Annotated in this window: 11 protein-coding genes; 2 read left to right on the top strand and 9 right to left on the bottom strand. The window is 43.8% G+C overall.

What is annotated here, in order from left to right:
• Nucleotides 1-52 precede the first annotated feature (52 nt).
• Entirely contained in the window at nucleotides 53-3,031 is a 2,979-nt protein-coding gene (locus ACI4L0_RS04780) for an insulinase family protein (RefSeq protein WP_439799028.1), read from the bottom strand.
• Nucleotides 3,028-4,302, bottom strand: coding sequence for a flagellar motor switch protein FliG (locus ACI4L0_RS04785; protein ID WP_439799029.1), 1,275 nt, complete (start codon nucleotides 4,300-4,302; stop codon nucleotides 3,028-3,030). The genes ACI4L0_RS04780 and ACI4L0_RS04785 overlap by 4 nt, the downstream gene beginning before the upstream one ends.
• Before the next feature lie 304 nt (nucleotides 4,303-4,606).
• On the opposite strand from ACI4L0_RS04785, the gene ACI4L0_RS04790 reads away from it, so the two are divergent.
• Nucleotides 4,607-6,088, top strand: a complete 1,482-nt coding sequence (locus ACI4L0_RS04790; RefSeq protein WP_439799030.1) for a Do family serine endopeptidase — start codon at nucleotides 4,607-4,609, stop codon at nucleotides 6,086-6,088.
• A 139-nt stretch (nucleotides 6,089-6,227) separates the two neighbouring features.
• Here the strand turns inward: ACI4L0_RS04790 and ACI4L0_RS04795 are convergent, their stop codons facing one another.
• The 7 genes from ACI4L0_RS04795 to ACI4L0_RS04825 form a co-directional block, all read right to left on the bottom strand.
• Nucleotides 6,228-6,569, bottom strand: a complete 342-nt coding sequence (locus ACI4L0_RS04795) for a P-II family nitrogen regulator (protein WP_439799031.1) — start codon at nucleotides 6,567-6,569, stop codon at nucleotides 6,228-6,230.
• A 111-nt stretch (nucleotides 6,570-6,680) separates the two neighbouring features.
• Entirely contained in the window at nucleotides 6,681-8,084 is a 1,404-nt protein-coding gene (locus tag ACI4L0_RS04800) for an APC family permease (protein WP_439799032.1), read from the bottom strand.
• A 161-nt stretch (nucleotides 8,085-8,245) separates the two neighbouring features.
• On the bottom strand, nucleotides 8,246-9,238 hold the full coding sequence (locus ACI4L0_RS04805; protein WP_439799033.1) for a phosphotransferase enzyme family protein: 993 nt from the start codon (nucleotides 9,236-9,238) through the stop codon (nucleotides 8,246-8,248).
• A 17-nt stretch (nucleotides 9,239-9,255) separates the two neighbouring features.
• A complete protein-coding gene (locus tag ACI4L0_RS04810; RefSeq protein WP_439799034.1) occupies nucleotides 9,256-10,605 on the bottom strand; it encodes an aspartate aminotransferase family protein in 1,350 nt (449 codons plus the stop codon).
• A 220-nt stretch (nucleotides 10,606-10,825) separates the two neighbouring features.
• On the bottom strand, nucleotides 10,826-11,884 hold the full coding sequence (locus tag ACI4L0_RS04815; RefSeq protein ID WP_439799035.1) for a helix-turn-helix domain-containing protein: 1,059 nt from the start codon (nucleotides 11,882-11,884) through the stop codon (nucleotides 10,826-10,828).
• A gap of 1 nt (nucleotide 11,885) precedes the next feature.
• Nucleotides 11,886-12,680 carry an SDR family oxidoreductase UcpA gene (gene ucpA, locus ACI4L0_RS04820; protein WP_439799036.1) on the bottom strand — a complete coding sequence of 265 codons (795 nt, stop codon included), beginning with the start codon at nucleotides 12,678-12,680 and terminating at the stop codon, nucleotides 11,886-11,888.
• Between the two features lie 291 nt (nucleotides 12,681-12,971).
• Nucleotides 12,972-13,640: an HAD family hydrolase gene (locus ACI4L0_RS04825; RefSeq protein ID WP_439799037.1), complete on the bottom strand. Its 669-nt coding sequence runs from the start codon at nucleotides 13,638-13,640 to the stop codon at nucleotides 12,972-12,974.
• 166 nt (nucleotides 13,641-13,806) lie between these two features.
• On the opposite strand from ACI4L0_RS04825, the gene ACI4L0_RS04830 reads away from it, so the two are divergent.
• The gene (locus ACI4L0_RS04830; RefSeq protein ID WP_439799038.1) at nucleotides 13,807-14,376 is read left to right on the top strand and encodes a manganese efflux pump MntP; all 570 of its coding nucleotides are present in this window, start codon (nucleotides 13,807-13,809) and stop codon (nucleotides 14,374-14,376) included.
• The last annotated feature ends 12 nt before the right edge of the window (nucleotides 14,377-14,388 follow it).

The following is a 14,388-nucleotide window of genomic DNA, read 5'->3' on the forward strand; positions in this document are numbered from 1 at the left end:
ATTTCTTTGCCATTTTTTCAGCGGCCTAAAACGCTCGTCAAAGATTACATTATTATAATGGAAGTTTTATTATTTTTCCACTTATTTTTTTAATTTTATCAGAAATCATCTCTTTTCCGCATATTACAACTTTTTTTCCGCGGAAAGAAGCCTTTTTATAGCGGCAGAGGGATTTTTCAATGTCGCGCTGTGCAAGTCCAAGCAGGCTGCTGATTCGGCTCCTGTCAAGCGAAAGCGAAATTCCGTAAAGGCACCTCATAAGTCCGCTTGCGCCGCGGCCTTCAGGAGTGTAAGGGTCGATTTCGCCTGAATACACCCCGGAAACGGCTTTTTTGATGTCGTCCAGAGTAAAGTCAGTTTTTTCAAGCCGGGAAAGCCTGTCTGAAAAATACTTCAGGGAATCAAGCGGATTCGGGTCGCGGTAAGTTGTAAAAGTAGTTATGCCGCTTGAACTGCGCACAGAAAGAAAAACACCGTAGGCACCGCCAGACATCCGCACCTGTTTCCACAAGTCAGAATTTTCAAGAAGATGCGTAAAAACAGTGTCCGCCATAACCATTTTTGTGTTTTCACTTGAAGCAACCGCAGCGGAAGCAAAGCCTGTGTTTCCGGGAACAACAAAAACTTCATCGGCAACAGGATTTTTCATGCAGCAGATTTTTCCGGGAAGCTCGGTCTGCATAAAAAAGCGGCGGTCCGAAACCTTTCGCTTTGGCTTGGGGAACACAAGGGCGCACTGTTCAGCAAGAGCGGCAAACCCTTTTTTTGCAGCTGCAATTCCAGTTTTTCCGGCTGTAACATGAAGCAAGGCACCGCTTGAAACAACAGTTTTGTACATAGACTCAAGTTTTTTTGAAATGTCAGCGAGCTTCATTTTTTTTATTTCGCTGAATGCAAAAACTGAAGTTATGCCGCCCTTTATTTCACTGACGGCGCAGGCATGGTTCAAAAGGCAGCAGGCTCTTACCTGTGAAAAATAATGTCCGCCCGGAACCACTGCATCGTTCAAGGCAGTGCAAAGCCCGTTCAAAATTGTCTTGATCCGCGCTGTATCTGAAAAATCAAGGGAAGTAATGATTTCCCGGGCAAAGTTAAAAACCTCGCTGGATTTTTCTTCTATAAACTTGAACCGCAGCACAAGCCAGTCACGCCCCACAATCAGGGGATTTTCATCAGCAATTTTTTTTGCACAGGCAGGAACTGAAGCAGTCTGAATATTTGCAGAAAAACCGCCCAGAATTTTACTTGCAAGGGAAACTGTTTCCTCCCATGTGCGGTTTCCGGCTCCAAGCCCCAAAATGCAGGACGTGAACAGCGGAAGAAATTTATAGTCCTCGGGAGCAAGACGGTCAACAGGGAACAGAACAGAAGCGTACACAATTCCGTTGCACGACTCCCTGTTTATATAAAGCGGAAGCCCCGAGCACATTGTCTTGCGTGTCATTATTCTTTCAGCGGGATTTTTCAGTTCTGAAGGCTGAACGGCAGGAATAAGCTCATTTTCTGAAGCATTCTGAAAAGCGCGGAGTTTTTCAAGGGCAAGCAGAACAGATTTTTTTCCGATTTTTCTGTAAAGGCCCGCGGCAAGTTTTTTTTCTTTTTCGTTTCTGGCGGAACTCCAGTCTTCTGACGGCGAAACAGTAACCAGTGTCTGTTTTTTATTTTCAACAAGGAATTTTCTGATAAGATTTTTTATATAATCAGGCTCGGCCTCGCACTTTGCTTTTATTCCTTCAATGATATCTATGTACGAAAAAGCATCTCCCAGAGGCTTTCCGTAAGTCCAGCAGCAGAGAAGCCTTTTTAACAGCACAATAGAATAAGGCCCATGTGTCGGCGAGCGCTTGACTTCCCTCATTGAAAAATCAAAGCCCATAAAACTTCTTTCAAGCTCATCTTTTTCAACGCCGTTTTCCGCGAGGGATTCAAGGAAATCAAGAAGGGATATGCGGAATTCTTCAGCCTGGCTGGTTTTCAGCCCGCTCATTCCGATTGCGATGGCAAAAAAACGGGAGCTTGTATCACATCCGCTCTGCGGAGAAATATCACAGCCCTTGAATTTATTCAGAAGAAATTTTGACACAGGTGCGGAATCGTTTCCCAAAAGAAGCTCGGTCAGGAACCTTATCTCCATGGGCAAAAAATCTGAATTCTTTTTTTCCGCGGAATCCCCGATGTTCCACACAACGGCTGTAGCGCTGTCAGTTCCCTGTGCAGGCCCGGACAGTTCAAGGCGGCGCTTCATTTTCACAGGAAGAATTTCACTTTCAAAAAGAATTTTTTTGCCCGGGGACTTTATATTCTTCAGGACATTTTCATCAAGAAAATCCAGCTGCTCTTCTGTGGGAATATTTCCATAAAGAAAAACAAGACAGTTTGCGGCGCAGTAATATTTTTTGTGGAACTCCCTGAACTGCTCGTAGGAAAGAAGTGGAATTTGCAGAGGATCTCCGCCGGAATCATTTTCGTAGTACGTGCCGGCAACAGAGGCGTTAAACACAGCATCGGAGACAACGGAATTGAACGATGAATAGCTTCCCTTCATCTCATTGTAAACAACTCCCTGAATCGCCGGGCTGCCTTCATTGTCCAGCTCGAGCCGCCAGCCTTCCTGCAGAAAAACTTCCTCGCTCAGTGAAGGAAAAAACACCGCATCGGCATAGACTGACATCAGGTTAAAGTAATCCTGCCTTATCAGGGAGCTTGCAGGAAAAACAGTTCTGTCGCGGGCAGTGTATGCATTGAGATAAGTGTTTATGCTCTGTTTTTTCAGCTGAAGGAAAGGATCTTTCATGGGAAATTTTCTGGAGCCGCAAAGCACGCTGTGTTCAACAATGTGAGCCGCCCCGGTGCTGTCCCTGCACGGAGTCCTGAATGCAAAGGCAAAAAGATTTTCTTCATCCTGATTAAGCACATGGAAAACTTCAAGCCCGGAATTCCTGTGGCGCAGAAAAATTCCCTTTGAGTCAAAATAGTCAATGTCGAACACATCCAGAACTTCAAAGCCCTTGTACAGATCGTTTTTTTTCATACATACACCTCTCCATCATCTCTGCCTTCAACACGCAGATCTCCGCTTTCCCAGGCACGCCTTAGAACGGCATAAAACAAAGATGTCATTTTTTCGCTGTCGGCTTTTGTCAGGCGGCGGATCATGCTTTCTTCATCAAGAATAATCTGGCTGCGGTTCTTTGAAACATTTGAAAGTATTTTTTCCCGGAAAGCTGCGTTTTTTCCATGAATCAAAACAGCGATATCCCTGTCTTCCATGTCGTGAAGGTAATTCTGGATAAACCTGTTGTCCGAGCCGATGACATCTTCCTCCGTGAAAAGACGCCGGCGCAAATCCTCTCCAAGCTCCGGATCCTGCTCGCTCAAAGTGTTGATGATTGAATTTTCAGCGCCGGGATCCATTCTCTTCAAAATCTGCGCAAGAACTCCGCGGCCGTCCATGTTCTGCGAATTTTCTGTATTCTGGGTAAGAAGCTTTTCGTGCAGGCTCCTGTCAATTTCAGAAAGAACTTCAGGGGCAACGGGCTTCATCTTTGCAAGGCGGAGAACTATATTTTTTTTGTCCTCATCATCCATGAGATTTATAATCATTGCGGATTTTTTAGGTTCAAGCTGAGAAAGAACAAGGGTTTTCACAGAAAGCGACTCGCCTTCAATAAGAACCTTTATGCGCTCGGCATCGGCATCTGAAAGATATTCAAACGGCTTGCCTTCAGGATATTTTACGGATTTTTTGAGCATATCCTCAGCCTTGTCCGAGCCGTACGCTTTTATAAGTATATTCCGAGCAGTTTCAATGCCGCCCTCTTCCCTTGCCCTTACAACAAGCGACTCAAATTCCTCAAGGATTGCGGCGGATTCTTCGGGAGCTATATTTCTGATTGATGCTATCTCGGGAATTATTTTTTCAGTCTGCTCTTCTGTCAAATGCGGAAGAATTTTTGCAGCCTCGTTCACGCCGATTATCACAAGAAATTTTGCAACGCGCCGGTAAATATTGTCCTTTTCATCCGAGGAAGCAGGGATTTTTACCAGACCGCCGCTTGTAAGATTTTCTGCGGCTTTTTTTACATCCTCTGTTGTTACGGATTTTTTCTTTTCAAACCAGGTTCCGACTTTTGCGGCAATCTTTGCCTGCTCAAGATTTTCCTTTTCAGACTGAAGCGCCTGTTTTTTTACAATTTTATCAATTTCTGCATTGACATTCTCAAAAACCGGACGGCGGATATTTTTTTTTGGAGCGCCGCTTTTTTCCATGTAGGCTCTGATTCTGTAATCTTCCAAATTCATGCCTTTATTTTAGTTTATGCAGTGATTTTTTTCAATTTAAATGCGATATTTTTCTGTAAACTATGTAACTCTTTTTCAAAATTATTTATTATCTTATTAAGTAGCTTCGGAAAACTGAAATTTTTCAGGCTGACATCATCGGCTTTTAAAATTCAAATTTTCAGAGGCACGGCAAACAGTAAAAAAATGCGATGCTCTAGGCGCATCTGCCATGACGACGCTTAGAACTTGCAGGCATCAAGAAAAATCCTCGCAGAAAGTTTTCAAGATGCCCAATAAAGAACAGTGGAGGTTTTAATCCAGTATGAAAAATTCTTTGAAAAAATTCGTCTATGTGTCCGCAGCGGCTGTTCTTGCGCTGGGAATTTTCACGCTTTCGTGCAAGGTAAACAAAGGCTCTGCGGCCGTTGCATTTGCAGAAACACCGGCATCTCAAATTCCCCAGGATTCGTTTGCAGTGACACAGGCGCTTCAGAATTCATTCCGCGCCATAACTTCGCAGGTTCTTCCGGCAGTCGTGGAAGTTGATGTAAAGGAAACAACAAAGGTAAAGACTTTTAATCCGTTCAAGGATCTTCCGTTTTTCTTTGGCATTCCACAGGAAAACGGGGACGGCACAAAGGAGCTTGAGCAGTCTGCGCTTGGCTCGGGCGTAATAGTAAGAAGAACCGGAAACACAATCTATGTTCTGACAAACAACCATGTCATAGGAAATGCAACTTCAATAAAAGTGAAGCTGAATGACGAGCGCGAATTTGAAGGAAAACTCGTGGGCAAAGATGACAGAATGGACATAGCCCTTGTTTCCTTTGAAAGCAGCGACAAATCAATTACAGTTGCAAAGCTCGGAGACAGCGATGCGATACACCAGGGCGATATTGTTCTTGCTCTTGGAAGTCCGCTCGGCTATTTTGCTTCTGTAACCCAGGGAATTGTAAGCGCGACAGGAAGAAGCGGAGGTCAAATCGGATCTATCAGCGACTTTATACAAACAGACGCCGCAATCAACCAGGGAAATTCCGGCGGCCCGCTTGTGAATATTTACGGAGAAGTAATCGGAATAAACACATGGATAGCTTCAAATTCAGGCGGCTCGCAGGGACTGGGATTTTCAATTCCTATAAACAACATAAAGGAATCCATAAACCAGTTTATCTCAAAGGGAAAAATAACCTATGGCTGGATCGGAATAAGCCTTGTTGAAATCACCGATGAATACAAAGAGCAGCTTGGAATTGACAAAAAGCAGCAGGGCGCGCTCGCAAGCCAGGTGTTCATTGACGGTCCTGCATACAAGGGAGGAATTCTGCCGGGCGACTTTATCACAGGGCTCAATGGTCATGACATAAAGTCAGTGGATCAGCTTATCAGGGAAATAGGCGGAATCCCAGCAGGAAAAACAACAACTATAAAAATCCTGCGCGGAAAAACCGCAAAGGAAATTTCAGTGAAAATAGATGAGCGCAAGGAGGATGTTTCCGCCAACGACACAAAACTCTGGCCCGGATTTATAGCATCCCCGCTCACTCCCGAAATAAAAAAGAAGCTCAATATAGAAGACGAAAAAGTTGAAGGCATTGTTGTGGCAAGAGTCTTTGAAAAATCTCCGGCGGCGGCTCTAAGGCTTCAGGAAGGAAATATAATCTGCGCTGTAAACGGCAAAAAGGTTTCCAGCCTTGAGGAATTCTATGCAGCCCTGGGCGCAAATTCAAAGAAGGAAATCTGGTACGATGTGTACAGCAGCGGCCACATAGTAAAAACCAATATCTATGAAATAGGAAAATAAAGGCAGCTTAAAATTTTCTGTAACCAAACAGAAGGGATTTTGTTATTTTCTTATAGAAGGCAAGACTATTCTTTCTTCATAAGAACTCCTTTTTTCAGGCTTCAGCGGGTGCTGAAGCCTGTTTTTTATGCCGCGGAATTCACAGCGCTTCTTCACCACGCTCCCCTGTCCTGATTTTTACAGCGTCCTCGATATTCTTTATAAATATTTTTCCGTCTCCAAAGCTGTTTGTATTCAGCTCTTCAAAAACACGGGAAATGATTTTTTCAACAATATCATCCCGCACAACTGTACGCACGCTCAGCTTCGGCAGAAGATTGATTCCGGGAGTTTCCTCGCGTGTATATACCTGCCCGGCGCCTTTCTGTCTTCCGTAGCCGAATATTGTATTTATCATCACACCGCGCGCTCCCTCACGGTCAAGTATTCTTTTCAGGTTTTCCATTTTTTCAGGCTTTATTACAATTTCAAGTTCCTTCATAAATTCTCCAAAAACAAAAATGCTAAAATCCGATAACTGTAAAATGAAAAACTGTCCTGAGGCAGCAAAGAAAATTTCCACCGCCTACAGGACAGCCATAACAGCGCTTTGCTAGAATTCCTTCTGACCCTCTGGAGTGTTCATCACAACTTTTTGATGACGCCACTTGTACAGAATCATATACAGCCACAGAAGCGCGCCGACCGCCATATAGCCGATAAATCCGTACCATGTCATTCTTCCGATGCCGATTGTGGTAAAGAAAGCGAACATCAGCATTATGACAAGGGAAAGAACCTTTATGATCCGCAGACACTTATACGGGCGCGGCCATTCAGGATGCTTGCTTTCAAGAACAAGGGAAGAAATTGAAGTAAGAGAATAGCAGAGCGTGCAGGCAAATGCCATAAGATCAAAGAACGCTCTTATTTCCTGCATTGCAATAAATCCGATGCTGACAACAAGAATAAGAATATTCGGAACAATAGGCTGGCTGAAGCGGTTTGTTACAGCAAATGACTTCGGAAGGAAATTCTGCTTTCCCATCGCATAAATCATGCGAACTCCTGAATACCAGAATCCAAGAACAGAAGTTCCAATCGGGAAAACAATTCCTACTATTCCCATTATAAGCACGAACCATGCAATCTTGTCGCCAAAGCAGTACTTGAGCGCATCAAAAGTCACAAACGGATGGCAGTCGCCGCTGTTTGTAAGTTCATTCCACGGCATAGCACCAGCCATTGCAAAGTAGAAAATAACATATATCACGCCGCAGGTTACAACAGAGCCAAGGATAGCCTTTTTCTGGTCAGTTATCGGGAAAGTTCCCTCTTCAACCATTGCAGGAACTGTCTCGAAGCCGAAGTACGGAGTTATCATAAATGCGCAGCCGACCATCCATGCGATTCCAGTGCTTGAAAATGCTCCGCCGTATTTCTGCATATTGCTGCTTGTGAAAAAGTTAGAGAAATTTTCGATTGACCAGTGGCCGCTCAAAAAGAACATTACAGAGCAAACAAGAATTCCGCAGATTCCTGCAATGAGCATGAATGACTGTATTTTTCCGGCGACAACATTCTTATACAAGCTCAGGGCGCACCAGAAGCACAGCATCACAGAGCCGATAGCGGTAGCCTGGGCAGCTGAAAAATTCGTTCCGAACTGAAAATTTATCCACTCAAGAATGCCAAGCACTCCGGCAGCAGGAACAGCAATCCATGCGCACATGATGAGCCACGCCGACCAGAAACCCGCATGCTTGTTCAGACCGACAGTGTTGAACACCAGGCACGAACCGGCCTGCGGAAGCATAGTAGAAAACTCCGAATACACAAATGCTGTAGGAAGAATCGCCACAGTCATCAGAGCAAACGCCAGAAATGTTCCCGGCCCTGTATATGACATGAAAATTCCGTCCCAGTAGCACATGAATGTAAAGATGGCTCCTGTTGCCATCGCATACACATACATAAGCCGCATTGACTTTGCCAAGCCGCCTTTCTTTTCTTCCATTTTGAACCTCCATGGATTTTTCTAAAAATTCTATCCGCATCGCAGACAGAAAAACGGACTCTCCCAGGGAAGCGAAAAAATATCACTTCCCGGCTATTTTTCGTATTTCATTGAAATACTGCAAAATACAACAAGAAATCTTAAAAGCTCCGTGCGCAATTTCAGCCGAAAAGACGCTTGTATCTTTCCGCAAGCTCCATTGTTCCATCCATCCAGCCCACGCTCAGCTGCGCCACAGGGCCTGACTGCTGGTGAGAGCCGAGCCATGCGGTGAGCTGAAGTCTTCGCATCATTATAAATGTGTCAATTTCCTCAAAGTCAGTGTCAGTAAACGGAAGGACTTTTTTGTAGCCGGAAAGCCATGCGTTCACAAGATTCGGGACAATAGGCTTTTCCTCTATAAAGCTCAATGCAGAAGCCAGGTCATGAAGATGCCAGCCAAAGCCGCAGTCATCAAAGTCAATCACCTTTATCTGCTCTCCCTCAATCAGAAGATTCGCAAGCCTAAGGTCCGCGTGGATAAGCCCGTAGTTGTTTTCGTTCTTTCCGTATCTGTCAAGACGCTTTTCTATTATGCCGGCTATTTTTTCAAGCAATGAGCAGGCTTCAGATGTCATGGCAGGAAATTTTCTCCAGTCGCCCCACTTGGGTGTTTTTCCGATGATATTGTCAAAAGTCCATTCAATGCGATCCAGCTTCTTTGTGCCGTTCCAAATTTCTGTCTGGCGGTGAAGATATGCCGTGGTTTCGCCCAGATACCTGAACTGTCTTACCATCTGCTCTTCGTTGTTTTCATCAGGACTTTTTCCTGTGAGAAATTCGCAAATCACCACAAAATATGTATTTCCGTCAGGTCCCGCAACTTGCTGAACAGGATTTCCGTCAAGCCCTGCAATCGGATTTGCAACAATCAGCGGCGTATATTCATTTATCTGCCGAAGCCATTTCATTTCAGAATTCAGCTCGTCCAGCGTATGATAAAAAGGGCGGCTCACACGCATTACGCCGTCTTTTTTTCCGGTCTCCGTGTTTTTCACCATATATGTTGCATTTTCAGAGAGGACAATAAGCTCCGGTTTATCGGTATTCTGCCATCCGTATTTTTCGAGCGCAGACACCGCAACTTTTTCAAACACACCAAGATCAAATTCCATAACAAACCTCCATTGTTCTATCTGCCCAGCTCTGTAAGAGTTTCATCCACAGCTGAGGCAAACCAGTCGATATCTTCAGATTTGAATACAAGCGGCGGACGGATTTTCAGAACATTTCCATACGGCCCGGCATTTGAAGAAAGAATTTTCCGTTTATAAAGCCCATCTATAAGATCAATCGTAAGCTTCTGGTCGGGCGTTTTTTTTTCAGCATCCTTCACAAGCTCAAAGCCGATAAACAGTCCTGCACCGCGGACATCTCCGACTGACATAGGATGCCTTCCCTGAATTTCCCTCAGCGACTTTAACAGTTCCGCTCCGACAGTCTTTGTATGCTCCAGAAGATTTTCCTGCTGTATGAAATCAAGAACAGCCTGAGCCGCCGCCATTGAAACCGGATTGCCTGCGAATGTATTGAAATACGGAAACTTCGCGCTGAACGACTCAAGAATTTCATGCTTTCCTGCAAGACCTGAGCACGGAATTCCGTTTGCCATTGGTTTTCCCATTGTCACTAAATCAGGAATTATTCCGTGTCGCAAAAATCCCCAGAATGAATCTCCCGTTCTGCAGAATCCCGGCTGCACTTCGTCCGCAATGAACAATGCGCCGTTTTTATGCACAACTTCAACAGCAGCCTTTAAAAATCCTCTTGGCTCAGGATGAACGCCGTCAGAAGAAAAAATCGAATCTGCAATAAAACAGGCAGGCTTTATTCCGCAGGCTTTCATGCTGTCGAATGCTTCCTGAATTTTCTTGCAGTACCATTCCGTGAATTCACTATCGCTTTTTCCTGACCTGTAAAAATCAGGAGTGGGAATCAGACGGGAGCTTTCAAGCAGCTTCTGCTCTCCGCCGATAGAAGGCGAAATGGAACTGACAAGAAAAGTGTTTCCGTGATAAGCCTCCTGCGAAATCAGCACGCCTGTTCCGCCTGTGTATTCCATGCAGATTCTGAGCGCAAGATCATTTGCTTCAGAGCCTGAGCACATATACATAACCCGGTCAATTTCCGCTGGCATAAGGGCAAGAAGATTTTCACTGTACCTGATGATATTTTCGTGCAGATACCGGGTATGGGTATTTATTTTTTTCATCTGCTCGTTCACGGCTTCTATAACAGCCTGATTGCAGTGCCCCACGCTCGGAATATTGTTATACATGTCAAGGTATTTTTCGCCCTGGACATTCCACACATATTCATCCTTTCCCTTTATAAGATTCAGCGGACGGCGGTAAAAAAGCCTATAGGAACTTCCGAGAACCTTTGTACGTCTTCTTACAAGCTCCAGATCTTCCGGCGGCAATGACAGCTCATCTTCGGCATTGAATCTATTGCAGTCCAAAATACTTGATTTGCTTTCCATAATTCCAACCTCTAAAAAAAAAGCGCACATTTCATTCATAGACAGTCTGCCTATAAAATCATGTACGCCTTTGTATTCACTTTATGGATTCAATTATAGAAAAAAGATTTTTTTTGACCATGAAAAAAATTTACTTTGTACCGTAAAATTTTTAGGTTCATGCAGGAATATATCCGGCACTTGAAGCGGCCAAACAGAATTTCAGTTCAGCGAAATTTTTTTAATGAATGTTCCAGCCGCGCGCTATAAGCATTTTCTGATATTCAAGCGGAGTAAGAGAAGTTTTCTTTTTGAAGGTGCGCGTAAAATATTCCTGATTTGAATATCCGAGTGTATAGGCAACTTCATTTATTCTTGTATCAGGATTTTTAAGAAGAACTTTTGCCCTGTCGATTTTTACTTCTGTCATAAAATTCACAAAGCTCATTCCGACAACCTTCTTGAAAATATGACTTATGTAGCTTGGATTCAAAAACACGCCTGCGGAAACATCGTCAAGCGAAAGCCTTTCGTCCACATGAACCACAACGTATTTTCCAATCCGGTATACAAGCTTGTCATCTATCATCTGATACTTTTTTACCATTACGCTTGCATCCCTGAAATTTATCACCCACTGGTTTATAAGCTCATCCCTGTTCTTGAGCGAAAATCCTGAATGATGATAAAAATCAGGCTTGTAAAGAAATTTTTCAAGCCATGGCTTTCTTTCAACAAGCGTTTCATATATATAACTTTTTGCTTTTTCTGAAACAATCTGGCAGTTCACGTGGTCGTTGTTCCAGTCCCTGTAAATCTGGTCAAAGATTTCCCTGATGATGAATTTTTCCTGTCCGCCGCCAAGAAAAATATTGTCGATAAGTGCATCCGCCTTGAGTTTCAGCACCGAGATATAATCTTCGCCCTGGGCTTCATAGATTCTATACACAGCCTGTTCAAGCACGGATTCTTCAAAGGGATAAATCAAATAGTCAAAAACTCCGCTGATAAAATAAGTTCTTGCCGCGCTGTAAGTTCCGTCTTTTCCAATGACAATTATCAGCATCTGCGGAAAATATTTTTTTGTCTCGGGAAAACATTCCGGACTGAAAATATCAGCTCCATCAGAAAAAGCAATAAGCACATCATTTTTTCTTCCTGAAAGTTTTTCCCTGAGTGCATCTGAATTAAGCAGAATCGCTGAATCAAGCTCAAACCCAGAGGCTTTTTTCCAGAATGAAAATTTCATGAGTTTTTCTGCCTTTGCACGGCTTTTGTCAAAGAAAAAGACAGTCCGCATTTTACTGCCCCATTGAGATAGTTTCAGGCAGAGTGCTTCCTCCGTCAATGACTATCTGCGCTCCTGTTATGTAGCTGGATTCGCTTGAGCCAAGGAATGCGGCAAGCTCGCCTACTTCCTGTGGAGTTGCAAGACGCTTCATGGGAACTGCATCAGCAATGGCCTGAATCGCTCTTTCAGGATTCTGGGGATCTGACTGCGCCGCCATTCCATCCACAAGAGGAGTCCGCACGTATCCGGGGCATATTGCATTTACCCTTATATTTTTTTCAGCGAATTCACGCGCCATGGCTTTTGTAAATCCAACAAGAGCCGCCTTGGATGTTGCATAGGCGACTTCACCCGGGTCAGCAACCATATCTCCTGTTACAGAGCTCATGATGACAACAGAGCCGCCTCCATTTGAAATCATTCCCGGAAGCACAGCCTTGCAGACATTCCACGCGCCCTTCAGGTTTATATCAAGATGGCTGTCCCTGTTTGAAAAATCATCATCTTCAAGAAACGGCTTTAAAACACAGATTCCCGCATTGCTCACAAGGACATCGATTTTTCCATAAGTGTCCTCCGCAGTTTCAACAAGATGCTCAACGCTCTTATAATCAGAAACATCCGTGCATACTCCGACTGCTTCGAATCCGCTGCTCCTGAGTCTTGCAGCAAGCTCAAGCACTTTTTCTCCGCGGGCAGCAAGAACGCACTTTGCTCCGTATTTAGCGTAGACTTCCGCAATGCCCTCTCCGATTCCCTTTGATGCACCTGTTATAAGACAGACCTTGCCTTCAAGCTTTTTCATAGCAAACCTCACAAAATATAAAATTCGCCGGAACAAGACAGCCCTGAACCGCCGTTTTCATAGCTTAAAAAGCATAAAACCATCTCAAGAAAAACAAACTTTTAAGTTTGCCCATAAAAAAAAGGCACAGCGGAAACAGAAATGCTCCCGTCATGCCTCTTTGCACTCAAAAGTATACCGTTAAAAAATTTTTTTTACAGTGTAAAATATTTAGATTTTTATGTCAAATTTTTAGGTCTGAAAAGAGCAGCAAATTTAAAACATCGCATTTTTTTTACCATCCGGAAAACTTCACTTTCCGGAATTTTGCATAAGAAATTTAGCGTATACTTCATCAAAATCAATTCCGCTGATGTCAGAAATATTTTTCAGCTCATCCCAGTCATGGCTGCACCAGGCATCGTACAGGGCGCACACTTTAAATCCAGCTTTTTTTGCAGTTGAAGCGGAATAAAGGGCATCCTCAAAAACATAAGTGGTTTCAGGAGCTGCATTTATTTTCTGCGCCGTGTAAAAAAAAATTTCAGGATTGCGCTTTGAAGCATTATGCTCGGAGCAGAACACAAGCTCATCAATGAGAGGAAAAAGCCCAGTCCGCCTGAGGCAGGGAATTGCAAGCGGCCTGTCAGAGGCTGTAAGAAGAGCAGTCGGAATTCCCCGCGACTTCAGCAGCCGCAGAAAAAAAACCGCGCCCTTTTTTGCTTCCACCTGATTTCTGTAGCAGTCCAAAAAGCACTGGTTCAAAGTCTGCACAATCTGCTTTTTATCCTGAGCCAGATGTAAAACCTGAGTCAAATAATCCGCAATCTCAACTGAAGTATGAGTGAAGAAAAGCTTTTCAAGTTCCTTTTTATCCTGAAGCCCGATTTTCTTCAGATACTGTCTTCCGATTTTTCCATATAAAGGCATGGAATCAACCAGCGTTCCGTCAAGGTCAAAAATTGCTCCGCTTATTTCCATTTTTTCAATTTATTGAAACAAAAAAAAGTGCGCAATGAATTTTTTTTTGCATCTTCTGCATTTTTTTTATGTCGCAAAGAAAACGGACTCTGTTTTTCAGTCTGAATTTTTCTGCGACTGCCAGATTCACTTTACACAATATCCATCCGCAAGTATAATTGTGCGCATGTCAATTCTTGAACTGTTTTTTTTAGCAACGGGACTAAGCATGGATGCCTTTGCAGTTTCAGTATGCAAGGGCCTTGGAGCAAAAAAAGTATCCCTTAAGGAAATGTGCATCGTAGGATTTTGGTTCGGCGGTTTTCAGGCGCTGATGCCGTTTTTGGGCTGGATTTTAGGTTCAAGATTCAAATACTACATAGAAAATTTCGATCACTGGATTGCATTTTTTCTTCTTGCAGGAATCGGAATAAACATGCTCCGGGAAGCATTTTCAGAGGAAACGGAAGCCGCTGACAGTTCATTCAAATTCAAGCCGATGCTCACAATGGCCGTTGCAACCAGCATAGATGCGCTCGCTGTGGGAATAACATTCGGATTTCTGCTCGACAGCCTACAGCAAATAATTTTTGCTTGCCTTTTTATCTGCGCCGTCACATTCACTTTCTCAGCCGCCGGAGTAAAAATAGGAAGCATCTTCGGAAACAGGTACGAAAAAAAAGCAGAAATCACAGGAGGAATAATACTGATTCTGATCGGCGCCAAGCTGCTTTTAAATCACCTCGGAATCTTATAGGAAAAAGCGGAA

This window comes from Treponema sp. (assembly GCF_051883275.1).
Taxonomy (GTDB): domain Bacteria; phylum Spirochaetota; class Spirochaetia; order Treponematales; family Treponemataceae; genus Treponema_D.